Annotated in this window: 21 protein-coding genes; 13 read left to right on the plus strand and 8 right to left on the minus strand. The window is 73.2% G+C overall.

The window, feature by feature from the left end; genetic code table 11:
• The first annotated feature begins 44 nt into the window (after positions 1–44).
• The 4 genes from ispG (at position 45) to OG361_RS28810 (ending at position 4,559) form a co-directional block, all read left to right on the plus strand.
• The gene (ispG, locus tag OG361_RS28795) at positions 45–1,202 is read left to right on the plus strand and encodes a flavodoxin-dependent (E)-4-hydroxy-3-methylbut-2-enyl-diphosphate synthase (protein WP_405858074.1); all 1,158 of its coding nucleotides are present in this window, start codon (positions 45–47) and stop codon (positions 1,200–1,202) included.
• A 132-nt stretch (positions 1,203–1,334) separates the two neighbouring features.
• The gene (locus OG361_RS28800) at positions 1,335–2,180 is read left to right on the plus strand and encodes a GNAT family N-acetyltransferase (RefSeq protein WP_405858076.1); all 846 of its coding nucleotides are present in this window, start codon (positions 1,335–1,337) and stop codon (positions 2,178–2,180) included.
• A 28-nt stretch (positions 2,181–2,208) separates the two neighbouring features.
• Positions 2,209–2,754, plus strand: coding sequence for a GNAT family N-acetyltransferase (locus OG361_RS28805; RefSeq protein ID WP_384568531.1), 546 nt, complete (start codon positions 2,209–2,211; stop codon positions 2,752–2,754).
• A gap of 104 nt (positions 2,755–2,858) precedes the next feature.
• Entirely contained in the window at positions 2,859–4,559 is a 1,701-nt protein-coding gene (locus tag OG361_RS28810; protein ID WP_405858079.1) for a proline--tRNA ligase, read from the plus strand.
• 111 nt (positions 4,560–4,670) lie between these two features.
• Here OG361_RS28810 and OG361_RS28815 read toward each other — a convergent pair whose 3' ends face one another.
• From OG361_RS28815 to OG361_RS28830, 4 genes are read right to left on the minus strand one after another with little or no spacing between them, the layout of a single operon-like run.
• Complete coding sequence (locus OG361_RS28815) at positions 4,671–5,612, minus strand: slipin family protein (RefSeq protein ID WP_405858081.1); 942 nt, start codon at positions 5,610–5,612, stop codon at positions 4,671–4,673.
• Between the two features lie 46 nt (positions 5,613–5,658).
• On the minus strand, positions 5,659–6,558 hold the full coding sequence (locus OG361_RS28820; protein WP_405858083.1) for an aminoglycoside phosphotransferase family protein: 900 nt from the start codon (positions 6,556–6,558) through the stop codon (positions 5,659–5,661).
• A gap of 47 nt (positions 6,559–6,605) precedes the next feature.
• A complete protein-coding gene (locus tag OG361_RS28825; RefSeq protein ID WP_405858085.1) occupies positions 6,606–7,022 on the minus strand; it encodes a ferritin-like domain-containing protein in 417 nt (138 codons plus the stop codon).
• Positions 7,019–7,591 (minus strand): hypothetical protein, encoded by a 573-nt coding sequence (locus tag OG361_RS28830; protein ID WP_405858087.1) that lies wholly within the window; start codon positions 7,589–7,591, stop codon positions 7,019–7,021. The genes OG361_RS28825 and OG361_RS28830 overlap by 4 nt, the downstream gene beginning before the upstream one ends.
• A gap of 169 nt (positions 7,592–7,760) precedes the next feature.
• Between OG361_RS28830 and rimP the strand changes: the two genes are divergently transcribed.
• The 9 genes from rimP to OG361_RS28875 all read left to right on the plus strand — a co-directional run bounded on the left by rimP (position 7,761) and on the right by OG361_RS28875 (position 19,848).
• Complete coding sequence (gene rimP, locus OG361_RS28835; protein WP_384568515.1) at positions 7,761–8,258, plus strand: ribosome maturation factor RimP; 498 nt, start codon at positions 7,761–7,763, stop codon at positions 8,256–8,258.
• A 2-nt stretch (positions 8,259–8,260) separates the two neighbouring features.
• Complete coding sequence (nusA, locus tag OG361_RS28840) at positions 8,261–9,256, plus strand: transcription termination factor NusA (protein WP_384568512.1); 996 nt, start codon at positions 8,261–8,263, stop codon at positions 9,254–9,256.
• A gap of 74 nt (positions 9,257–9,330) precedes the next feature.
• The gene (locus OG361_RS28845; RefSeq protein WP_078626893.1) at positions 9,331–9,612 is read left to right on the plus strand and encodes a YlxR family protein; all 282 of its coding nucleotides are present in this window, start codon (positions 9,331–9,333) and stop codon (positions 9,610–9,612) included.
• 145 nt (positions 9,613–9,757) lie between these two features.
• Positions 9,758–12,859 (plus strand): translation initiation factor IF-2, encoded by a 3,102-nt coding sequence (gene infB / locus OG361_RS28850; protein ID WP_405858090.1) that lies wholly within the window; start codon positions 9,758–9,760, stop codon positions 12,857–12,859.
• 150 nt (positions 12,860–13,009) lie between these two features.
• Positions 13,010–13,303, plus strand: a complete 294-nt coding sequence (locus OG361_RS28855; RefSeq protein ID WP_384568500.1) for a DUF503 domain-containing protein — start codon at positions 13,010–13,012, stop codon at positions 13,301–13,303.
• 29 nt (positions 13,304–13,332) lie between these two features.
• Positions 13,333–13,773, plus strand: coding sequence for a 30S ribosome-binding factor RbfA (rbfA, locus tag OG361_RS28860; protein WP_267046149.1), 441 nt, complete (start codon positions 13,333–13,335; stop codon positions 13,771–13,773).
• Positions 13,770–14,669: a tRNA pseudouridine(55) synthase TruB gene (gene truB, locus OG361_RS28865; RefSeq protein ID WP_405858093.1), complete on the plus strand. Its 900-nt coding sequence runs from the start codon at positions 13,770–13,772 to the stop codon at positions 14,667–14,669. The genes rbfA and truB overlap by 4 nt, the downstream gene beginning before the upstream one ends.
• Before the next feature lie 291 nt (positions 14,670–14,960).
• Entirely contained in the window at positions 14,961–18,851 is a 3,891-nt protein-coding gene (locus tag OG361_RS28870) for a trypsin-like peptidase domain-containing protein (protein ID WP_405858094.1), read from the plus strand.
• 31 nt (positions 18,852–18,882) lie between these two features.
• Entirely contained in the window at positions 18,883–19,848 is a 966-nt protein-coding gene (locus OG361_RS28875; protein ID WP_384568493.1) for a bifunctional riboflavin kinase/FAD synthetase, read from the plus strand.
• Between the two features lie 74 nt (positions 19,849–19,922).
• Here OG361_RS28875 and OG361_RS28880 read toward each other — a convergent pair whose 3' ends face one another.
• From OG361_RS28880 to OG361_RS28895, 4 genes are read right to left on the minus strand one after another with little or no spacing between them, the layout of a single operon-like run.
• Positions 19,923–20,948: an ABC transporter ATP-binding protein gene (locus tag OG361_RS28880; protein WP_405858096.1), complete on the minus strand. Its 1,026-nt coding sequence runs from the start codon at positions 20,946–20,948 to the stop codon at positions 19,923–19,925.
• Positions 20,945–21,919 carry an ABC transporter ATP-binding protein gene (locus tag OG361_RS28885; protein WP_405858098.1) on the minus strand — a complete coding sequence of 325 codons (975 nt, stop codon included), beginning with the start codon at positions 21,917–21,919 and terminating at the stop codon, positions 20,945–20,947. Before OG361_RS28885 ends, OG361_RS28880 begins: the two co-directional genes overlap by 4 nt.
• Positions 21,916–22,827 carry an ABC transporter permease gene (locus tag OG361_RS28890; RefSeq protein ID WP_405858100.1) on the minus strand — a complete coding sequence of 304 codons (912 nt, stop codon included), beginning with the start codon at positions 22,825–22,827 and terminating at the stop codon, positions 21,916–21,918. The genes OG361_RS28885 and OG361_RS28890 overlap by 4 nt, the downstream gene beginning before the upstream one ends.
• Positions 22,824–23,885, minus strand: a complete 1,062-nt coding sequence (locus OG361_RS28895; protein WP_405858102.1) for an ABC transporter permease — start codon at positions 23,883–23,885, stop codon at positions 22,824–22,826. The genes OG361_RS28890 and OG361_RS28895 overlap by 4 nt, the downstream gene beginning before the upstream one ends.
• Positions 23,886–23,887 lie beyond the last annotated feature (2 nt).

Here is a 23,887-nt window from a genome sequence, read left to right on the forward strand (position 1 = left end):
GAGACCTGAGACCGCCGACGCACAACCTTGAGGTTGCACAGAAGATGACCGCGATTGCTCTCGGTATCCCGACCGTCCCGACCCGGCTCGCCGAGCGGCGCAAGAGCCGGCAGATCCAGGTCGGCAGCGTGGCCGTCGGCGGTGACGCCCCCGTCTCCGTGCAGTCGATGACGACGACCCGCACCTCCGACATCGGCGCCACGCTCCAGCAGATCGCCGAGCTGACCGCCTCCGGCTGCCAGATCGTGCGCGTGGCCTGCCCCACCCAGGACGACGCCGACGCGCTCGCCACGATCGCCCGGAAGTCGTCGATCCCGGTGATCGCCGACATCCACTTCCAGCCGAAGTACGTCTTCGCCGCGATCGACGCGGGCTGCGCGGCCGTCCGCGTCAACCCGGGCAACATCAAGCAGTTCGACGACAAGGTCAAGGAGATCGCCAAGGCGGCCGGCGACGCCGGCACCCCGATCCGGATCGGCGTCAACGCCGGCTCGCTCGACGCGCGGCTCCTGAAGAAGTACGGCAGGGCCACCCCCGAGGCGCTCGTCGAGTCCGCCCTCTGGGAGGCCGGCCTCTTCGAGGAGCACGGCTTCCGCGACATCAAGATCTCGGTCAAGCACAACGACCCGGTCGTGATGGTCGAGGCCTACCGCCAGCTCGCCGCCCAGTCCGACTACCCGCTGCACCTCGGCGTCACCGAGGCGGGTCCGGCCTTCCAGGGCACCATCAAGTCGGCCGTCGCCTTCGGCGCGCTCCTCGCCCAGGGCATCGGCGACACCATCCGCGTCTCGCTCTCCGCGCCGCCGGTCGAGGAGATCAAGGTCGGCATCCAGATCCTGGAGTCGCTGAACCTGCGCCAGCGCCGCCTGGAGATCGTCTCCTGCCCGTCCTGCGGCCGCGCCCAGGTCGACGTCTACAAGCTCGCGGAGGAGGTCACCGCCGGCCTCGACGGCATGACCGTCCCGCTGCGCGTCGCCGTCATGGGCTGCGTCGTCAACGGCCCCGGCGAGGCCCGCGAGGCCGACCTCGGCGTCGCCTCCGGCAACGGCAAGGGCCAGATCTTCGTGAAGGGCGAGGTCATCAAGACCGTCCCCGAGTCGAAGATCGTCGAGACCCTGATCGAAGAGGCGCTCAAGATCGCCGAGCAGATGGAGAAGGACGGGGTCGCCAGCGGCGAACCGACCGTGGCCATCGCGGGTTAAGTACTGAGGGACCAGCCCTGCCAAGCCCCGTCGCCCGCTCCGGGTGGCGGGGCTTCGTGCTGCCAGAGGCGTGCTCCGCGACCCTCCGGGTAAAGTGCGGGAATCAGCAGATCCGTACCGTGAGGCCCCCTCGTGTTGACAGAGACCACCACCCGGGTCCTCGAACCCGCCGATCTCGGCGCCGCCCTGGCCGTCCTGGAGAGCGCCCCCGTCGAGAACGCCTTCGTGACCGCCCGCGTCCAGGTCGCCGGACTTGATCCCTGGCGGCTCGGCGGCGAGATGTGGGGCTGGTACACCGAGGGCCGGCTGCGCTCGCTCTGCTACTCCGGCGCCAACCTCGTCCCCATCTGCGCCACCCCCGCGGCCGTCCGCGCCTTCGCCGACCGGGCCCGCAGGATCGGCCGCCGCTGCTCCTCGATCGTCGGCCCCGTCGACCCCACCACCGAGCTCTGGCGGCTCCTGGAGCCCAGCTGGGGCCCGGCGCGTGACGTCCGCGCCCGCCAGCCGCTGATGGTCGCCCAGACGCCCTCCACCACCGTCGCCTCCGACCCCTTCGTGCGCCGCGTCCGCAAGGACGAGATGGAGGTGATCATGCCCGCCTGCGTGGCCATGTTCACCGAGGAGGTCGGCGTCTCCCCGCTCGCCAACGACGGGGGACTGCTCTACCAGGCCCGGGTCGCCGAGCTCGTCGGCGCGGGCCGCTCCTTCGCCCGGATCGAGGACGGCAAGGTCGTCTTCAAGGCCGAGATCGGCGCCGCGACCCGCCAGGCCTGCCAGATCCAGGGCGTCTGGGTCGCCCCCGAACACCGCGGCAAGGGCCTCTCGGAGACGGGCATGGCCGCCGTCCTCCAGTACGCCCTCGCCGACATCGCACCGGTGGTCAGCCTGTACGTCAACGACTACAACACCCCCGCCAGGGCCTCGTACCGCCGGGTGGGCTTCCGCGAGACCGGCGCCTTCATGAGCGTGCTGTTCTGAGGCCCCGGCCGCTTGTAGGGTGCGCCGCATGGATGACGCAGAGGTCATGATCGGTCCGGTCAATCTCGCCGCCCGGGTGGACGAGGCCCTCGCCGTGCAGGCGGTCGCCTTCGGCCTGGACCGGGACGAGATCGCCGTACGCCGCCACATCGTGCTGCGCCACCTCATGAGCCCCGGCGCCCGCGCCTACGGGGCCACCACCCCCGACGGGCGGCTCGTCGGCTTCGTGTACGGGATGCCCAACGACCGGACCCACTGGTGGTCCACCGTCGTGGAGCCGTACCTGCGCGCCACCGGCACCGCCGACTGGCTCGACGCCTCCTTCGTCATCACCGAGCTCCACGTCCACCCCGACTTCCAGGGGCGGGGCGTGGGCCGCGAGCTGATCACCACCATCACCGACCGGGCCGCCGAGCCCCGCTCGATCCTCTCCGCGATCGACACCGACTCCCCGGCCCGCGGCCTCTACCGCGCCCTCGGCTACGACGACCTCGCCCGCCAGGTGCACTTCCCGAGCGCCGCCCGCCCGTACGCGGTGATGGGCGCCCCGCTGCCCCTCCTGCGACGGAACTGATTTCTCCGAGGCGGGGCCGCCCGGCTAACCTCGGGCCCATCACCCTCCCCCATTCTCGGCGGCGCTCGAACGGGGGACCCCCATCCGGCAGGAGTACGAGAACCATGGCCAACGTACCGGTCCAGCGCATGTCGAAGTTGATGGCGAAGACGCTGCGCGACGACCCGGCGGACGCCGAGGTCCTCAGCCACAAGCTCCTCGTCCGCGCCGGCTACGTCCGCCGCACCGCCGCCGGCATCTGGAGCTGGCTGCCCCTCGGCAAGAAGGTCCTAGCCAACGTCGAGCGCATCGTCCGCGAGGAGATGGACGCCATCGGCGCCCAGGAGGTCACGCTCCCCGCCCTGCTGCCGCGCGAGCCCTACGAGGCGACCGGCCGCTGGGACGAGTACGGCGCCGAGCTCTTCCGCCTCCAGGACCGCAAGGGCGGCGACTACCTCCTCGGCCCGACCCACGAGGAGATCTTCACCCTCCTGGTGAAGGACCAGTGCTCGTCCTACAAGGACCTGCCGGTCATCCTCTACCAGATCCAGAACAAGTTCCGTGACGAGGCCCGTCCCCGCGCCGGCATCCTGCGCGGCCGCGAGTTCCTCATGAAGGACTCGTACTCCTTCGACACCGAGGACGAGGGCCTCGCCCACTCCTACGCCCTGCACCGCCAGGCGTACCAGCGCGTCTTCGAGCGCCTCGGCCTCGACTACCGCATCTGCGCCGCCACCGCGGGCGCGATGGGCGGCTCGAAGTCCGAGGAGTTCCTCGCCCCGGCCGAGGCCGGCGAGGACACCTTCGCCGACTGCCCGAACTGCGACTTCGCCGCCAACACCGAGGCGATCACGTACGAGCTGAAGCCGGTCGACGGCTCCGGCGTCGCGGCCGCCGAGGAGATCCCGACCCCCGACACCCCGACCATCGAGACGCTCGCCGCCTCGCTCGGCGTCCCGGCCTCCGCCACGCTCAAGAACCTCCTCGTGAAGGTCGACGGCGAGATCGTCGCCGTGGGCGTGCCCGGCGACCGCGAGGTCGACCTGGGCAAGGTCGAGGCGCACTTCGCGCCGGCCACCGTCGAGATGGTCACCGAGGCCGACTTCGCCGAGCGCGGGGACCTCGTCCGCGGCTACGTCGGCCCGCAGGGCCTGGACAAGGTGACGTACATCGCCGACCCGCGCGTCGCGCCGGGCACGGCGTGGATCACCGGCGCCAACAAGGAGCACACCCACGCGAAGAACGTGGTCGCGGGCCGTGACTTCGAGGTCGACGAGTACGTCGACGTCGTGGTCGTCCAGGAGGGCGACCCCTGCCCGAAGTGCGGCACCGGCCTGAAGCTGGACCGCGCCATCGAGATCGGCCACATCTTCCAGCTGGGCCGCAAGTACGCCGACGCCCTCAAGCTCGACGTCCTCGGCCAGCAGGGCAAGCCGGTCCGCGTGACCATGGGCTCGTACGGCATCGGTGTCTCGCGCGCCGTGGCCGCGCTCGCCGAGCAGACCGCCGACGACAAGGGCCTGTGCTGGTCCGCCGAGGTCGCCCCGGCCGACGTCCACGTCGTCGCCGCCGGCAAGGCGCTCCAGACCGAGCTGGCCCTCGAGGTCTCCGACAAGCTGGCCGCCGCGGGCCTCCGCGTCCTGGTCGACGACCGCGCGGGCGTCTCCCCGGGCGTCAAGTTCACCGACGCGGAGCTCATCGGCGTCCCGAAGATCCTGGTCGCGGGCCGCCGCTCCGCCGAGGGCGTCGTCGAGCTGAAGGACCGCCGCACCGGCGAGCGCGAGGAGCTCACGGTCGACGAGGCGATCGCCCGCCTCACCGCCTGACGCAGGGACACACGACGGAGGGGCCGGGCCCGCGTGCCCGGCCCCTCCGCCGTGTCACCACCTGCCGCCGGGCCCCGCCGCGCGCACGCGGCAGGTCCGCCCGCGCAGGGCTCACACGCCGGCGTCGTCCGGCTTCGGTGCCGGATCCACCGACGCGCCCGTCAGGTCCTCCACCGCATCCACCGCATCCCCCCGCCCTTTCAGATACGCCTCGCTCAGCGGCGCGATCTCGGGCGTGGGCTCGGGCGTGGGCTCGGGCGCGGGCTGTGCACCCGTCGACCCGTGTTCCGCCCCCGGAGCCGCTCGCTCCAGGAACCGCAGCAGTTCCACCGGGATCGGCAGCACCAGCGTCGAGTTCTTCTCCGCCGACACCGCCATCACCGTCTGCAGCAGCCTCAGCTGCAGCGCCGCCGGCTGCGCGGACATCACCCCCGCAGCCTCGGCCAGCTTCTTCGACGCCTGGAGCTCCGCGTCCGCGTTGATCACCCGCGCCCGCCGCTCCCGGTCCGCCTCCGCCTGCCGGGCCATCGAGCGCTTCATCGTCTCCGGCAGCGAGACGTCCTTGATCTCGACCCGGTCGATCGCGACGCCCCACCCCATCGCCGGGCTGTCGAGCATCAGCTCGAGGCCCTGGTTGAGCTTCTCCCGGTTGGACAGCAGATCGTCCAGGTCGCTCTTGCCGATGATCGAGCGCAGCGAGGTCTGCGCCATCTGCGAGACGGCGAACTTGTAGTCCTCCACCCGCACCAGCGCGTCCGCCGCGTCGACCACCTTGAAGTAGACGACGGCGTCGACCCGTACCGTGACGTTGTCCCGGGTGATGCCCTCCTGCGCGGGAACGGGCATCGTGACGATCTGCATGTTGACCTTGTGGAGGCGGTCGACGACCGGCACGATCATCGTGAATCCGGGTGAACGTATCTCGTTGCGCAGCCGGCCGAAGCGGAAGACGACCCCGCGCTCGTACTGCTTCACCACGCGCGCCGCCGCGCCCGCGTACACCGCGACCGCCGCACCCGCGGTGGCCACCGCTATCAACAGCTCTTCGATCATCACGGCCCCCTGGAATCGAGCCGAACGGTACAAAAAGGGTATTCCCTTAGAGCCAGCCCGCGAACTCCAGAAGCAGTTCCGCGTCCTGCCGCCGTCCCGCCGTGAGCGCCCGCGTCCCCGACTCGACCGCGCGGAACAGGGTCCAGCCGCGCAGCCGCTCCCGGTCCATGTCCAGGGAGTCCGCCAGCTTGTTCACCCGCCGCCGGGCCGTCGAGGCGCCCGCCGAGGCGCCGACCAGGTCCTCCACCCGGTCGCGGACGAGCCGGGCCAGGTCGTAGGCGCGCTCGCCGACGAGCGGCTCGGGTCCGACGGCCAGCCACGGGGCCCGGTCGCCGGCCAGCACCTTGCCCTGACGGAAGCAGCCGTGCAGCAGCAGCGACTCGGACGGGGCGGCCACGAGCTCCTCGCGGGCGGCGAGCGCCGCCGCCGTCAGGTCACCGACCGCCGGGTCCGCGCGGTACGGCTCCATCGCCGCGGCCTGCCGTTCCGTCCGCGCGGCGACCGATTCGAAGCCGTGCTCCACCGGGGGGTCGACCCACAGCTTCCGTACGGTGCCCGCGGCCTCCAGGAGCGCCTTGGCCTCCGGCAGGGAGCGCAGCGACACCTCGGGGTGCAGCCGTTCGAGGACGAGTCCGCCCTCGGCGGTCTCGTCGAGCAGCTGGACGGCGCCCCAGCCGCTCCAGTGCGCCAGCGCGTCCCGTTCCAGGTCGGGGCGGGCGAGCGGCGGCGCGATCTTGAGCGCCGCGGGGGAGCCGTCGGAGCGCCGGACGAGGAGGACCAGACTGCTCCGCCCGCCGGGGGCCATCACCCGTTCGGCGTCCAGCGAGGCGTGGTCGAGCACGGTCCGCGCATGCTCCGGCAGCGGCCCGAGCCACTCGGTCGCCGCGGTGTCCCCGTACGTCTCGCCGAGCGCCCGTACGAGTCGCTGCGGCGGTTCGAAAGCCATGCGTGCGTTGTCCTTCTGACGTTCGGTCGCCCTGGTCGGGGCCGGGCTCATACCCGCTCGGCGAGCCCAGGAAAGGTTACGTCGCTGCCGCGCCAGCGGACGGCGCGTACCGCCGCCTCCCGCAGCGCGGCGGCCGCCTCGCGCCGCAGCGGGCCCTCCGCGGCCCGGACGAGGTCGGAGTACACCCCGGCCACCCGGTCCTCCAGGACGGCCGCGAGCCGCACCGCCGCGGCCGGGTCGGTGACGCGGAACGGCAGCTCGTAGGCGGCCGCGGCGGCCGCCGGGGCCGCGCCGAGGTCGCGCACGGTCCGGCGCAGCGCGTCCCGGCGCGCCCGGTGGGCCTCGTACGCGGCCGTGGCCTCCGCCCTGCGCTCCGTACCGATGCGGCCGCCGACGACCCCGTACCCGTACACCGCCGCGTGTTCGGCGGCCAGCGCCGCCCTGGCCGCGTCGAGGGCGCTCATGCCGGTGCTCCTTCGGTCAGCAGATAGGCGTGCGCGGCGCCGGCCGCCGCCACGGAGGCGAGCAGCCGGGCGTACTCGGAAGGGGCGGTGAGCAGGGCGGTCGTGTGCCGGTCGGAGGTGGTGCGCTCGGCCGCCGCGAGCTCCTTCAGGGCCGTCCGGGGGTCCGCCGCCACCCGTACCGGTACCGGTGACGCCGTGGCCGTGGCCGTGGCGGAGGAGGTAGCGGAGGTCTTGGCCGAGGCCGTGGGAGTCGGGGAGGCCGTCGTACCGCCCTCGCCGAGGGCCTTCGCGTGCGCCGCGACGGAGCGCCGCAGCGGGTTCAGCCGGGAGGCCAGGGCGGGATGCGCGGAGAGTGTCGCGTCGTAACGTTCCAGCAGGGTCCGCGAGGCGGTCACCGAGCGGAGCCGCAGGGCCGCCTCGGCCCGCGCCACCCGTTCGGCCTCCAGCTCGGCGGCGCTCGGCCGCCGCGTACCGGAGCCGCCGTCGGAGGAGTCGGTGCAGCCCACGAGGGCCGTCGCTCCCGCCGCCGCGCCCGCCATGAGGAGTGCGCGCCTGCCCGTCGTCGTCACGCTCTCTCCCTCGTCCGCCGTCCGTTGTCGAAGATCGTCGAGATCACCGCAGGCGAGCGTACCCGCGGCCCCCGGGGCGATGGACGGCAACACCCTCCCGGACCGGATACCCTTTGGTCTGACACGCGACGAAACCCACAACAGCACACGCGGCCGAGGAGTCACCCGGATGAGCACCACCCAGAGCGACAGGCTGCGCGGACTCATTGAGCCGCTCGTCCACGCGAAGGACCTGGATCTGGAAGAGATCGAGGTGTCCCGGGCCGGCCGTCGTGGACTGCTGCGCGTCGTCGTCGATTCGGAAGAGGGCGTGGAGCTGGACGCCTGCGCCGAGCTGAGCCGTGAGATCTCCGAGAAGCTCGACGAGACCGACGTGATGGGTGAGGGCGAATACGTCCTCGAAGTCAGCTCCCCCGGCGCCGACCGCCCCCTGACCGAGCACCGCCACTACGTGCGGGCGACCGGCCGGCTGGCGAAGCTCCAGCTCGTCGAGGGCGACGAGCTCGTCGCCCGGATCCTCGCCGTGGACGAGGACGGCCTCGACCTCGAAGTGCCGGGCGTGAAGGGGCGCAAGCCCACCGCCCGCCGGGTCGAGTTCGCCGACATCGCCAAGGCGCGTGTCGAGATCGAGTTCAACCGCAAGGACAAGAAGGAAGAGGAGGCGTAGCCGTGGACATCGACGTGAAGCTTCTCAAGGGCTTGGCGAATGAGAAGGAGATCTCCTTCGACCTGCTGGTCGAGGCGATCGAGTCGGCCCTCCTCATCGCCTACCACCGCACCCCCGACGCCCGCCGCCACGCTCGTGTGGAGCTGAACCGGCAGACCGGGCACGTGACGGTGTGGGCCAAGGAAGACCCCTCCGAGCTGGAGGAGGGCCAGGAGCCCAAGGACTTCGACGACACCCCGTCGGACTTCGGCCGGATCGCGGCGAGCACCGCCCGCCAGGTGATCCAGCAGCGGCTGCGGGACGCCGAGAACGACGTGACGTTCGGCGAGTACGCGCGCCGCGAGGGCGATGTCGTCGCCGGTGTGGTGCAGCAGGGCAAGGACCCGAAGAACGTCCTCGTCAGGCTGGACGACAAGCTGGAGGCCATCCTTCCGGTGCAGGAGCAGGTGCCGGGCGAGGACTACTCGCACGGTCTGCGCGTGCGTACGTACGTCGTCCGGGTGGCTCGTGGTGTCCGCGGTCCTTCCGTCACCCTCTCGCGCACACACCCCAATCTGGTGAAGAAGCTCTTCGCCCTGGAGGTGCCGGAGATCGCCGACGGCTCGGTCGAGATCTCGGCCATCGCCCGTGAGGCCGGTCACCGCACCAAGATCGCCGTCCGTTCCACCCGTTCGGGCCTGAACGCCAAGGGCGCCTGCATCGGCCCCATGGGCAGCCGCGTCCGCAACGTGATGGCGGAGCTGCTCGGCGAGAAGATCGACATCGTCGACTGGTCGGACGACCCGGCCGAGATGGTGGCGAACGCGCTCTCCCCGGCGCGGGTCTCCAAGGTCGAGATCGTCGACATGGCGGCCCGGTCCGCCCGGGTGACGGTGCCGGACTACCAGCTGTCGCTGGCGATCGGCAAGGAGGGCCAGAACGCCCGCCTCGCCGCGCGTCTGACCGGCTGGCGGATCGACATCCGTCCGGACACGGAGCCGACCGGTCCGCAGGACTGAGACCGTTTTTGGCCAACAGCTGTTCGATTTTTGCCCCAAACGGGCGAGGTCGGTACGGGGAGGTAGACTTAATCGTGTCTGGCCGGACGCAAGCCCGCGTATGCCCTGAACGAACCTGTGTGGGATGTCGGGAGCGAGCGGCCAAGAGCGATCTACTGCGGATCGTGGTGAACAAGGACGAGTGTGTTCCGGATCATCGCGGTACGCTGCCCGGCCGGGGTGCGTACCTGCACCCCGCCGTGGTCTGTCTCGACCTGGCGGTCCGCCGCCGAGCGTTCCCGAGGGCCTTCAAGGTCCAGGGCCCGCTCGACACCGCGGAACTCCGTCACCACGTCGAGCGGTCGGCACCGCAGTGAAGAAGTACGGCACGGATCACCGTGCGGTCAGGTACCTCGCGAGTTGGAAGTAGGTCGAGATTGCGATGAGCACTCGATGAGTACGCGATGAGTACGCCCATGAAGTAGCGACGGTCCGGCGGTAACCGGACCTAAAAGGAGCGAAGTGGCTAAGGTCCGGGTATACGAACTCGCCAAGGAGTTCGGCGTAGAGAGCAAGGTCGTCATGGCCAAGCTCCAAGAACTCGGTGAATTCGTCCGTTCGGCGTCCTCGACAATCGAGGCGCCGGTCGTGCGCAAGTTGACTGACGCTTTGCAGGGTCCCGGCGGCAACGCCGGCAAGACCGCTGCCAAGCCCGGCGCGCCCCGCAAGGCAGCGCCCTCCCCCGCCGCGCCGAAGCCGGCGCCGGCAGCCCCCGCGCCGTCCCCGGCGCAGGCAGTACGTCCCGCCGCCCCGAAGCCTGGAGCGCCCACCCCGGCGCCCAAGCCCGCGGTCGCGGAGAAGCCCGCAGCGGCGCCCACCTCGGGCTCGCGTCCCACCCCGGGTCCGAAGCCCCCGGCCCCGCAGAAGCCTGCGCCGGCCTCCCCGGCTCCGACGACTCCGGAGTTCACCGCGCCTCCGGCGGCCCCGGCCGCCGCGCAGCAGCGTCCCTCCGGCGCGACCCCGGGCCCCCGCCCGGCGGCTGCCCGCCCCGCCCAGCAGGCCCCGCGCCAGCAGGGTCAGGGCCAGGGTGCCCCGCGTCCGCAGGGCCAGGGTGCCCCTCGTCCGGGCGGTGCCCGTCCGGCCGGTCCGCGTCCGGGCAACAACCCGTTCACCTCGGGCGGCTCCACCGGCATGGCGCGCCCGCAGGCGCCCCGTCCCGGCGGCGGCGCCCCGCGTCCGCAGGGCGGCCCCGGCGCCGCTCCGGGCGCTCCGCGTCCGCAGGGTGGCCCCGGTGGCGCCCCGCGTCCGCAGGGCCAGGGCGGCGCCCGTCCCACCCCCGGTGGGATGCCGCGTCCGCAGGCTCCCCGTCCGGGCGGCGCGCCCGGCGGTAACCGTCCGAACCCGGGCATGATGCCGCAGCGTCCCGCTGCCGGCCCGCGTCCCGGTCCTGGCGGTCGTGGTCCCGGTGGTCCCGGCGGTCGTCCGGCCGGCCCCGGTGGCGGCGGCGGCGGTCGTCCCGGCTTCGCCGGTCGTCCGGCCGGTCCCGGCGGTGGCGGCGGCGGCTTCGCCGGTCGTCCCGGTGGTCCCGGTGGCGGCGGCGGCGGTCGTCCGGGTGGTCCCGGCGGCGGTGGCGGCGGCTTCGGCGGTCGTCCCGGTGGCTTCGGTGGCCGTCCCGGCGGTCCGGGTGGCCGTGGTGGCACGCAGGGCGCCTTCGGTCGCCCCGGCGGTCCCGCGCGTCGTGGTCGCAAGTCGAAGCGTCAGAGGCGCCAGGAGTACGAGGCCATGCAGGCCCCGTCCGTGGGCGGCGTGATGCTGCCTCGCGGTGGCGGCGAAGTCATTCGCCTGTCGCGCGGTGCGTCCCTCACCGACTTCGCCGAGAAGATCGGCGCCAACCCGGCGTCGCTCGTCGCGGTGATGATGAACCTCGGCGAGATGGTCACGGCGACGCAGTCGGTCTCCGACGACACGCTGACGATGCTCGGCGAGGAGATGAACTACACCGTTCAGATCGTCTCGCCGGAGGAAGAGGACCGCGAGCTCCTCGAGTCCTTCGACATCGAGTTCGGCGAGGACGAGGGTGGCGAAGAGGCTCTGGTCTCCCGTCCGCCGGTCGTCACCGTCATGGGTCACGTCGACCACGGTAAGACCCGACTTCTCGACGCGATCCGCAAGACGAACGTCGTCGCGGGCGAGGCCGGTGGCATCACCCAGCACATCGGTGCCTACCAGGTGGGTACCGAGGTCAACGGCGAAGAGCGTCGCATCACCTTCATCGACACCCCGGGTCACGAGGCGTTCACCGCCATGCGTGCCCGTGGTGCGAAGTCGACCGACATCGCGATCCTCGTGGTCGCGGCCAACGACGGCGTCATGCCGCAGACGATCGAGGCGCTCAACCACGCCAAGGCCGCCGGCGTCCCGATCGTCGTCGCGGTCAACAAGATCGACGTCGAGGGTGCGGACCCGACCAAGGTCCGCGGTCAGCTGACCGAGTTCGGTCTGGTGGCCGAGGAGTACGGCGGCGACACGATGTTCGTCGACATCTCCGCCAAGCAGGGTCTGCACATCGACTCCCTGCTGGAGGCCGTCGTCCTCACCGCCGACGCCTCGCTCGACCTGCGGGCCAACCCGAACCAGGACGCGCAGGGTATTGCGATCGAGTCCCACCTCGACCGCGGTCGCGGTGCCGTCTCGACCGTCCTGGTCCAGCGCGGAACGCTGCGCATCGGCGACACCGTGGTGGTCGGCGACGCGTACGGCCGCGTCCGGGCGATGCTCGACGACAAGGGCAACAACGTCGAGGAGGCGACCCCGTCGACTCCCGTCCTGGTGCTCGGTCTCACCAACGTGCCGGGTGCCGGCGACAACCTCCTGGTGGTCGACGAGGACCGTACGGCGCGTCAGATCGCCGAGAAGCGCGCTGCGCGTGAGCGCAACGCCGCCTTCGCCAAGCGCGTCCGCCGGGTGTCCCTCGAGGACCTCGACAAGGTGCTCAAGGCCGGTCTCGTCCAGGAACTCAACCTCATCATCAAGGGCGACGCGTCCGGTGCGGTCGAAGCCCTCGAGGCCTCGCTGCTCCAGCTCGACGTCGGCGAAGAGGTCGACATCCGTGTCCTGCACCGCGGTGTGGGTGCGGTCACCGAGTCGGACATCGACCTGGCCATGGGCTCCGACGCCATCGTCATCGGCTACAACGTCCGTGCGGCCGGCCGTGCCGCGCAGATGGCGGAGCGCGAGGGCGTCGACGTCCGGTACTACTCGGTCATCTACCAGGCCATCGAGGAGATCGAGGCGGCCCTGAAGGGTCTCCTCAAGCCGGAGTACGAAGAGGTCGAGCTCGGTACGGCGGAGATCCGCGAGGTCTTCCGCTCGTCCAAGCTGGGCAACATCGCCGGTGTCCTCATCCGCTCCGGCGAGGTCAAGCGCAACACCAAGGCGCGCCTCGTCCGCGACGGCAAGGTCATCGCCGAGGACCTCACGATCCACGGTCTGCGCCGCTTCAAGGACGACGTCACCGAGATCCGCGAAGGCTTCGAGGGCGGTATCAACCTCGGAAACTTCAACGACATCAAGATCGACGACGTCATCGCGACGTACGAGATGCGCGAGAAGCCCCGCGCCTGATCGCGTCCGATCGCAGCAGTGAGCCGGGGCCGGTCGGTGGAAGTTATTCCGTCGATCGGCCCCGGCCGTTGCGTGTACGGTTCTGGTGTCCCTGCCGAGCGACGGCCCGGCAGGCCACCGAACCCGAACCGGCGGGACATCCGGCACCGCATGTACGTGGGGACTCTGTCCTTCGATCTGCTCCTCGGCGACGTTCACTCGCTGAAGGAGAAGCGCTCCGTTGTCCGACCCATCGTCGCCGAGCTCCAGCGCAAGTTCTCCGTGAGCGCGGCCGAGGTCGGCGACCAGGACCTCCACCGCAGGGCCCGGCTGGGCATCGCGCTGGTGTCCGGGGACCCGGGGTTCGTATCGGACGTGCTCGACCGCTGCGAGCGGCTCGTGGCCGCGCGTCCCGAGGTGGAGCTGCTTTCGGTGCGCCGCAGGCTCCACACTGATGAAGACTGAATGAGCAAGGCAAAGAAGGAGAAGGACCAGTGGCCGACAACGCGCGGGCGAAGAAGCTGGCAGACCTCATCCGGGAGGTGGTCGCCGAGAAGCTGCAGCGCGGCGTCAAGGACCCCCGCCTGGGTACGCACGTGACCATCACGGACACCCGCGTCACCGGTGACCTGCGGGAGGCCACGGTCTTCTACACGGTCTACGGCGACGACGAGGAGCGGGCGAGCGCCGCGGCCGGTCTGGAGAGCGCCAAGGGCGTCCTCCGTTCGGCCGTGGGCCGCGCGGCGGGGACCAAGTTCACCCCGACCCTGACGTTCATCGCCGACGCCCTCCCGGAGAACGCCAAGACGATCGAGGACCTCCTCGACAAGGCGCGGGCCTCGGACGCCCAGGTGCGGGAGGCGTCCTCGGGCGCCGCCTTCGCGGGCGAGGCCGACCCCTACAAGAAGCCGGGCGAGGACGAAGCCGCCGAATGAGCAACGCAGCAAAGACGCCCGACGGCCTTGTCATCGTCGACAAGCCGTCGGGCTTCACTTCGCATGACGTCGTGGCCAAGATGCGCGGGATCGCCAAGACCCGCCGCGTCGGCCACGCGGGCACGCTCGACCCCATGGCCACGGGCGTCCTCGTCCTCGGCGTGGAGCGGGCGACCAAGCTTCTCGGTCACCTCGCGCTGACCGAGAAGGAGTACCTGGGCACCATCCGGCTGGGGCAGAGCACGATCACCGACGACGCCGAGGGCGAGATCACGGCGTCGGTCGACGCTTCGAAGGTCACCCGGGAGCAGATCGACGCGGGCGTGGCAGAGCTGAGCGGCGCCATCATGCAGGTGCCGTCGAAGGTCTCCGCGATCAAGATCGACGGCAAGCGGTCGTACGCGCGCGTGCGCGGCGGCGAGGAGTTCGAGATCCCGGCCCGTCCGGTCACCGTCTCCTCGTTCCAGGTGTACGACGTCCGCGAGGCGACCGCCGAGGACGGCACGGCCGTCGTCGACCTGGTGGTCTCGGTCGTCTGCTCCTCCGGTACGTACATCCGGGCGCTCGCCCGGGACCTCGGTGCCGGGCTCGGTGTGGGCGGTCATCTGACCGCGCTGCGCCGCACCCGGGTCGGCCCGTACAAGCTGGACGCGGCCAAGACCCTCGACCAGCTTCAGCAGGAGCTCACGGTCATGCCGGTCGCCGAGGCGGCCGAGGCGGCGTTCCCGCGCTGGGACGTCGACGAGAAGCGGGCCAAGCTGCTCCTGAACGGCGTCCGTCTCGAGATGCCGAGCTACCCGGCGGGTGCGGTCGCGGTCTTCGGACCCGAGGGGACGCTGCTCGCGCTGGTCGAGGACCAGCGGGGCAAGGCCAAGAGCCTCGCCGTCTTCGGCTGAGGTCCTGAGGTCACGTGGCCTTGAGGCCTTGAGGCCTTGAGGTCCTGAGGCCTTGAGGTCCTGAGGTCCTGAGGTCCACGCCCGGGGCCGACGCCCCGGGCTCAAGCCGTCACTGTGGGGCGGGTACGCGCGCGTGCCCGCCCCGCAGTCCCCCTCCAGTACACATCTGTCCGCCGAAGCCCCAGGATTCACTCCATCGGGGAGGCGCTCGGAGTGAACCGGGGGAGCGTCGGGGGGCGCGTTTCCCGACTCGGCCCTCCGGGTGATCACCGGCGACCTACCGTCGACCCCATGGGACGCGGGGACCTGGCGACGCTGGTACGCATCTGTGATCCGGCGGGCCGGCCGCGCGGCACCGGATTCCTCGCCGACCACCACGGCACGGTCGTCACCAGCCACGAAGCCGTCGACGGGCTCAGCCGTGTCGTCCTGCACGCCCCCGGCGACCTGACCTGGCTGGCCGAGGCCGAGGCCGTCACCGCCCTGCCGGAGAGCGGCCTCGCGCTGGTACGGACCGAGGGGCTCGGCGTCCGCCCCCTGCCGCTCGCGACCCGCCCCGAGATCGAACCCGGCACGTACGTACGGATCGCGGCCCACGGCTGGCGCGAGGCGCGGGTCCTCGGCCCCGCCGCCGTCACATACGCCGCCACCGACCGCTTCCACGTCCTCGCGGACGCCCTCGAACTCGCCATCGGCACCGAGGGCGCCGAGGCGCTCCGCCGCGGCGGCCGGGCGGCCGGCGGCCCCGTCCTCGACACCGACACCGGCACCGTCCTCGCCGTCCTCGGCACCGCCCTGCACGGCGAGCGCCCGGCCGCCGGATACGCGGTGCCACTGCGGCCCGAAGGCCCGCTCGCCGTCCTGCTGCGGCGCAACGCGGCCACCGTCCCCGCCTACGGACCGGACCTCAACCTCGCCGGAATCCTGGAGCTCAGCGCCACCTCCTCCGGCCCCGTACGGGAACCCGACCCCTGGCCCGAGCCCGTCGAACGCCCCGAGTGCGTGCGCGAGTTCGCCCGCTTCACCGCCGGCGAGGCGCCGGTCCTCGCCCTCGTCGGCGCCCCCGGCACCGGCCGCACCACCGTCCTCGCCGCGCTCTGCGCCCGCCGCGCCCGGGGCGTCGCACCGGCCCCCACCGTCCGGCTGCGCGGCGCCGACCTGCGAGCCGAGGACCCCTCGCTCGCCGAGGCCGTCGGCCGCGCCCTGAGCCGGGCGGGCCTGATCGTCGCCGCCTCCGGGGCCCTCGGCGACACGGCGACCGCGACCCCCGAGCGGGCCGCCGCCCTCGCCCGGGAGGCGGGCCGGCCGCTCCTCGTGGTCCTCGACGGCCCCGAGGAGATGCCGCCGCTCCTCGCCCACCGCCTCGCCGACTGGACGGCCGCCACCGAGCGGTGGCTGCGCACCCACGGGGTCCACCTCGTCACGGCCTGCCGCCCCGAGCACTGGGACCTCGCCGGCGCCCTCTACACCCCGCACGCCCTGCACCGCCCGGCCGAGGGGAGCGGGGGCGGCCGGCCCGCCGCCCTGACGCTCGGCGCCTACTCGGAGGCCGAGGCACGGGCCGTACGGCAGGGGTACGGGATCGGGGAGACCGACCTGGCCGAGGCGGACGCCCGCCACCCGCTCGCCCTGCGGCTCCTCGCCGAGGTGCGGGCGGCGCTCCCGGGCGAGGTGCCGGGGCGGCCCGGGCGGGAGGAGATCTTCACCGCCCACCTGGACCTGATGTGCCTGCGCGTCGCCGTCCGGGTCGCCGCCGGCTCCCGGCCCCTGGTCCGGGGGAACGCCGTGCGGCTGCTCGCGGCGCGGGTCGCCGGCCAGGTCCACGAGGCCGCCCGCCGCTGCCTCGGCCCGGGGCACGGCGTCCTCGACCGGGCCTCCTTCGAGGAGCTGTTCCCGTGGCGGGAGGGCTGGGCCTCGGCCGTCCTCACCGAGGGCCTGCTCGTCCCCGCGGGCTCCGGCTACCGCTTCGCCCACGAGGAGCTCGCCGACTGGGTGCAGGCCGCCCACCTCGACCTGGACACCGCGCTGCACGCACTGGTCCACAGCCGCCACGAGGAGGCACCCCTCTCGGAGACCGGTTCCGTCCCGGGGCGCCCGGGGACGCCGGAGACCCACGACGGAGCGCAGCCGCCCTCGGCGGACTCGCACGCTCCCGCTCCTTCGGCGCTTCCCTCCGGCTCGTTCGGCGGGACCTCCCCCGTCGACGTCCCCCGGCAGCGGACCGCCGCCGAGGCGAAGCCCGCGTCAGGCCGACTCCCCGTACCCCGCCACCGCATCGGCCCCGTCCTCCAGGCGATGCTGCGCCTCCACCGCGAACAGGGACCGGCCGCCCTCGCCTCCCACCTCTCGGCGCTCGTCGAGTCGCTCGACCGGTTCGCGGACGGGGGCGGGGACGGGGGCGCGCAGGACGGGGGCGGGGACGGGGGCGCGCAGGACGGGGGAGTGGACGGAGGCGCGGGGGACGCCGCGCCAGAGTCGCCGGGTGGGGAGGGCCGGTCCTTCGGCGGCGAGGCCGCCGCCCCCGCCGTACCCGCGGCCCTGTCCGCCGTGGCCGGCCCGTACGCCGTACCCGAAGCGCTTGCCCCCGTACCCGAAGCCCCTTTCGCCGTCCCCGCCGTCCCCGCGGCCCCCGCCGCCCCCGCCGCCGTGCCCCCGGCCCCCGCCGCCGTGCCCGGTCCGTACGCCGACGCCGTCTGGTGGGCGGCCCGGCTGTTCCGGGAGACCGTGCGCCGGGTGGGCGACCCGCGGCCGTACCTGCCCGTCCTCCGGCTCCTCGCCGACCGGATCGGGGGCCGGCGAGCACGCCACCCGGTCTTCGCCGCCTTCGGCACCGCGTTCTGGCAGGAGCTCCCGCTCGGCGAGGACGAGCGGATCGACCTGCTGCGCCGGCTCGTGCCCGCCGATCCACCGCCGGGGCGGGAGCCGGGCGACCGCTGCCTCGACACCGTCGCGGAACTGCTCGCCGCCGACCCCCGGGGAGTCCAGCCGCTGCTGTGCCGCTGGTTCGGTGACGAGCGCGCGCTGCCCGCCGCGCCCCACACCACCGTCGCCACCACCGCTCAGGCCCTCCTGCACACCCACCGGGCGCTCGCCGTCGACGACCTGTGCGAGGCGCTCGTCGCCACCGCCCACCCGCTGGCCGACGGGCTGCTCGCCGCCCTCGCCGAGGACGAGCCGGCCGCGCTCTGCCGGGCCGTCGACCGCTGGGCCCACGACGACGGACGCCCCGAGCGCCGGGTCGCCGCCGCCACGTACGGGCACCTGGTCGCGGGGCGGCTCACCACCCCCGCCGACCGCGAGCTCCTCCGCTACGCCGCCCTCGCCCTGCTCGCCCGCCCCGGCGACCAAGCCCTCCACGGACCCGCCCTCGGACTGCTCGTCCGCGATCCGCAGACCCGCGCCCGCCACCTGCCGCGCGCCATCGCCGAGCCCCGGGTGCCCGCACACGCCCTCGCCGAGGCCCTCACGACCCACCCCGAACCGGTCCTGACCGCCTTCCGGTCCCGGCTGCACGGCACCGGTGACGAGGCCGCCGCCGCCCTGCGCGCCCTGGCCGAGGTCGACACGCCCGCCCTCACCCGCCGCGTCGCCGCCCTCGTCCGCGACTACGTCGCCCGGCTCCCCGAGGGCGCCCGGCACGTCGCCGGCTTCGTCGACCGGCGGTTCGAGGACGGCCCGGCGGCCAGGGCCGTCCTCTTCCCCCTGGTCTCGGGGCTGATCCGGGGCCGCCCCGCCGCGGTCCGCCGCGCCCTCGCCCCGGTGCTCGCCGCGCCCGGCACGGGCGCCTCCCGCCATCTGCGGGCCGAGCTGCTCGACGTACTCCTCGAACACGAGAGGTACGAGGCCGAGACCGGCGAGCTCTCCGTCCTGGACACCCTCCTGTCGGCCGCCGCCGAGGGCGCCGCGCGGCGCAGCGAGCCCCGCACCCGGGAGCTCGTGCACCGGGCCGGCGCGCTGTACACCCGTACGCCCGAAGGCCCCGGACGGCTCGACCGGGTCCTCGCCGGGCTCGCCGGTGAGCGTCCCGGCTTCGCGGCGCTCCTCGTCGGCTGGACCCTCGCCGCACCGGGGGAGTGGGTCCCGCTGCTCGGCCCCGAGACCCTCCGGGTGCTGCGGAGCCCCGGCACTTCCATGCCGATGCGGACCGACGGCCGTGGGCATGGCAGTCTTAGACCTGCGTAATCGGCGAACAGGCGGACGAGGAGCGGTCACAGTGCAGCGCTGGCGTGGCTTGGAGGACATCCCCCAGGACTGGGGGCGCAGCGTCGTCACCATCGGCTCCTACGACGGTGTGCACCGCGGGCACCAGCTGATCATCGGGCGCGCCGTCGAGCGCGCCCGTGAACTCGGCATCCCCTCGGTCGTGGTCACCTTCGACCCGCACCCCTCCGAGGTCGTGCGGCCCGGCAGCCACCCGCCGCTGCTCGCCCCGCACCACCGGCGCGCCGAGCTGATCGCGGGTCTCGGCGTGGACGCGGTGCTCGTGCTGCCGTTCACCGCCGACTTCTCCCAGCTGTCCCCGGCGGACTTCATCGTGAAGGTGCTCGTCGACAAGCTGCACGCCAGGGCCGTCATCGAGGGCCCCAACTTCCGCTTCGGGCACCGGGCCGCGGGGAACGTCGCGTTCCTCGCCGAGCTCGGCGAGACCTACGACTACGAGGTCGAGGTCATCGACCTGTTCGTCAGCGGGTCGGCAGGCGGCGGCCAGCCCTTCTCCTCCACCCTCACCCGCCGGCTCGTCGCCGAGGGCGACATGGCCGGGGCGGCCGAGATCCTCGGCCGCCCGCACCGCGTCGAGGGCATCGTGGTCCGCGGCGCGCAGCGCGGCCGCGAGCTCGGCTTCCCGACGGCCAACGTCGAGACCCTGCCGCACACGGCGATCCCGGCGGACGGTGTCTACGCGGGCTGGCTGACGGCCGCGGGCGAGCGGATGCCCGCGGCGATCTCCGTCGGTACGAACCCGCAGTTCGACGGCACGGAGCGGACGGTCGAGGCGTACGCGATCGACCGCGAGGGACTCGACCTGTACGGGCTCCACGTGGCCGTGGACTTCCTGGCGTACGTGCGCGGCATGCTCAAGTTCGACACCCTGGACGACCTGCTCCGGGCGATGGCGGCGGACGTGAAGCGCAGCAGCGAGCTGACGGAGACCTACGACCGGGAGAACCCCCAGGCGTAGAGCCTCCGTACGGCTCGCCCCACCACGTCCACGGGGCGGCCCGCGAGCGCCCCGGCCGACCGCCTCCCGCGGTCTCAGGCCACCGCGTCCCGCGTCACCCAGTGGCACGCCACCGCCCGCGAACCGCCGCCGCCGAGGACCGGCAGGCCCTCGCCCCGGCAGCGGTCCGCGACCGGCGCCGCCTCGCCCGAGGCGAGGATCTGGCAGCGGGCGTGGAAGCGGCAGCCGGACGGGATGCGGGACGGGTCCGGGGGCTCCCCGGTCAGCACGACCGGAGCGCCGCCGGACTCCGGCAGCACCGACAACAGCGCCCGGGTGTACGGGTGTTGCGGAGCCGTCAGGACGGACTCCACCGGCCCGGTCTCCACGACCCGGCCCAGGTACATCACCGCCACCCGGTCCGCGATGTTCCACGCGAGGCCCAGGTCGTGCGTCACCACCAGCGCGGAGAGGCCGAGTTCGTCCCGCAGACGCAGCAGCAGCGCCAGGATCTCGCCCCGTACGGACGCGTCCAGGGAGGCCACCGGCTCGTCGGCGACGATCAGTTCGGGCTCCAGGACGAGCGCGCCCGCGATGACCACGCGCTGCCGCTGCCCGCCGGACAGCTCGTGCGGATAGCGCAGGAAGAAGCGCTCCGGCGGCCGGAGCCCGGCCCGCGCGAGCGCCCCGGCGACCGCGGCCCGCTCATCCTGCGTGGATCGGTGGACCCCGTGGATCCGCAGCCCCTCCGCCACCGCGTCGTACACGGTGTGCCGCGGGTTCAGCGAGCCGCTCGGGTCCTGGAGGACCAGCTGCGCCCGCTTGCGGTAGGCCTTGAGGGCCCCGGAGGAGTACGCGAGCGGCTTCCCGTCGAAGGAGACCGTGCCCGACGTCGGCCGCACCAGGCCGAGGAGCGAGCGGGCCAGCGTCGTCTTGCCGCACCCCGACTCGCCGACGAGCGCCACGATCTCACCGGCACCGATGTCCAGGTCCACCCCGTCCACCGCGCGCGCGGGCGGCGCGCCCCGCCGCCCGGGGAAGACGACGTGCAGCCCGCTCGCCGTGAGCAGCGGGCCCGCGGGGGCCTCCGTGCTCAGGACGGCACTCACGGCGGTGTTCATGACGCACTCCCCACGTGTACGCAGGCGGCCCGGCGCCCCGCGCCCGCCTCCCGCAGTTCCTGGTCCTCCGCCGCGCAGGCGTCCACCGCCACCGGGCAGCGCGGATGGAAGGCGCAGCCGCCCGGCAGGTCCGCCGGGTCCGGCGGGTCGCCCGGCAGGCCGCGCGGCGCCCGCCGGGACGCGAGGTCCCCGATCCGGGGGAACGCCGAGGACAGCGCCCGCCCGTACGGGTGCTCGGCGGCCTCGTACACCGCCCGTGCCGGGCCCTCCTCGACGACCCGTCCCGCGTACATCACGGCGAGCCGGTCGCAGGTGTCGGCGAGGACGGCCAGGTCGTGGCTGATCATCAGGAGGCTGATGGACTGCTCGGCGACGAGCCCCTCGATCAGCCGGAGGATCTGCGCCTGGATCATCACGTCGAGCGCGGTCGTCGGCTCGTCCGCGACGATCAGCCGCGGGTCGCAGGCGAGCGCCATCGCGATCATCACGCGCTGCCGCTGCCCGCCGGAGAGCTCGTGCGGGTAGGCGGCGGCACGCGCGGGCGGCAGCCCGACGTGCTCAAGGAGCTCGCCCACGCGCCTGCGGGCCGCCGCCGGGGTCGCCCTGCCGTGTACGAGCAGCGGCTCGGCGATCTGGTCGCCGATCCGGTGCACCGCGTTGAGCGAGTGCATCGCGCCCTGGAAGACGATCGACGCGCCCGCCCAGCGCACGGCCCGCAGCCGTCCCCACGACATGGCGAGGACGTCCTCCCCGTCGAGCAGGATCTCGCCGCCGATCCGCGCCGAGGCCGGCAGGAGCCGCAGCAGCGCGAGCGCGAGCGTGGACTTGCCGCAGCCGGACTCGCCCGCCACCCCGAGCTTGGTCCCGGCCTCCAGGGTCAGGTCGACCCCGCGCACGGCGGGCACGGCGGCCGGGCCCGTCCCGTACGTCACCCGCAGATCCTTGATCTCCAGCAGGCTTCGCGTGCTCAACGCCCCACCCCCAGCTTCGGGTTGAGAACCGACTCGACGGCCCGGCCGCACAGCGTGAACGCGAGCGCGACCAGCGCGATCGCGATGCCCGGCGGGGCCAGGTACCACCAGTGGCCGGAGGAGACGGCGCCCGCCTCCCGGGCGTCCTGGAGCATCCCGCCCCAGGAGACCACCGTCGGATCGCCGAGCCCGAGGAAGGCGAGCGTCGCCTCGGTGAGGATGGCCGTCGAGATGCCGAGCGTGGTCTGCGCGAGGACCAGCGGCATCACGTTCGGCAGGACGTGCCTGCCCATGACGTGCCGGTGGCCGCCGCCGAGCGCGGTCGCCCGCTCGATGTACGGGCGGGACTCGACCGCGATCGTCTGCGCCCGCACGAGGCGGGCCGTCGTCGGCCAGGAGGTCACGCCGATCGCCACGACCACCGTCCACATCGACCGGGACATGACCGTGGCGAGCACGATCGCGAGGACCAGGGTCGGCATCACCAGGAACCAGTCGGTGATCCGCATGACGACCGTCGAGAACCAGCCGCCGTAGTGCCCGGCGATGATCCCGACCAGCGTCCCGATGGCGACCGAGAGGGTCGCCGCGAGCAGCCCCACGAGCAGCGAGATCCGCGCTCCCCAGATCAGCAGGCCGAGCAGTGAGCGACCGAACTGGTCGGTGCCGAGCGGGAATTCGGCGCTCGGGGGCTCCAGGGCCGTGCCCGGCGCCTGCGTCACCGACTGGACGTCCGCGCCGACGGTCAGCGGGGCGGTCAGGGCCAGCAGGGCGATGAGGGCGAGCGCGCCGAGACCGAAGAGCCCGGCCCGGTGGGTGCGGTACTGCTTCCAGAAGCGGGCCACCGAGGCCCGGCGGCGTGCCCACACCAGTGACGTCCTGGTGGAGGTCGTGTTCACGGACGTCATCGGCCCACCCGGGGATCGAGCAGCGGATAGAGCAGGTCGGCGATCAGGTTCATCAGGATCATCGCTCCGGCGAAGACCACGAACAGGCCCTGCACGAGCGGCAGGTCGGGCACGCTGAGCGCCTGGTAGAAGAGCCCGCCGAGCCCCGGCCAGGAGAACACCGTCTCCACCAGGATCGAACCGGCCGCCACATGCCCCAGGTTGATGAAGATCATGGTGACGGTCGGCAGGAGCGCGTTCGGTACGGCGTGCCGGCGCCGTACGACGTCGTCGCGCAGCCCCTTCGCCCGCGCCGTCGTCAGATAGTCGCCGCCCATCTCGTCGAGGAGCGAGGAGCGCATGACGAGCAGGGTCTGCGCGTAGCCGACGGCCACGAGCGTGACCACGGGCAGGACCAGGTGGTGGGCGACGTCGAGGACGTACCCGAAGCCGGTCTCGCCCGTCCCCGACTCCATGCCGCCGGTCGGGAAGAGCCCGGGGATCGGCCCCATGCCGACCGAGAACACGATGATGAGCAGCAGCCCGAGCCAGAAGGAGGGCACCGACCACAGGGTCAGCGCGAGCCCGGTGTTCAGCCTGTCGCCGGTGCCGCCGTGGCGCCAGGCCGAGCGGGTGCCGAGCCACAGTCCGAGCGCCGAGTAGATCACCACGGCGACCCCGGTGAGGAGCAGCGTCGCGGGCAGCTTCTCGGCGATCAGCTCCCCGACGGGGGCGCGGAACTGGAACGAGGTGCCGAGATCGCCGCTCAGCGCCTTGGCGCAGTAGTCGGTGAACTGTTGCCAGAGCGGCAGATCGAGTCCGAACTGGTGTCGGAGCGTGGCGAGTTGCTCGGCCGACGTGGGGACGCCGTGGGTCATCGCCTTCACCGGGTCACCGGGGATGATCCGGAAGAGGAAGAAGCTGGTGACCAGTACGGCGAGGAGCGAGACGAGCGCGCCGCCCAGCTTCCCCGCCGCGTGGCGGAGATAGCCGAGGGAGGAACCGGTGCGGGGTGCGCCGTCCGTGGCGGGGGCCTTCTCGGCCCGCGCCACGTCGGCGGCGGTGCTTGCCGTCGTCACGT

The organism is Streptomyces sp. NBC_00090 (assembly GCF_045160815.1).
Lineage (GTDB): Bacteria > Actinomycetota > Actinomycetes > Streptomycetales > Streptomycetaceae > Streptomyces.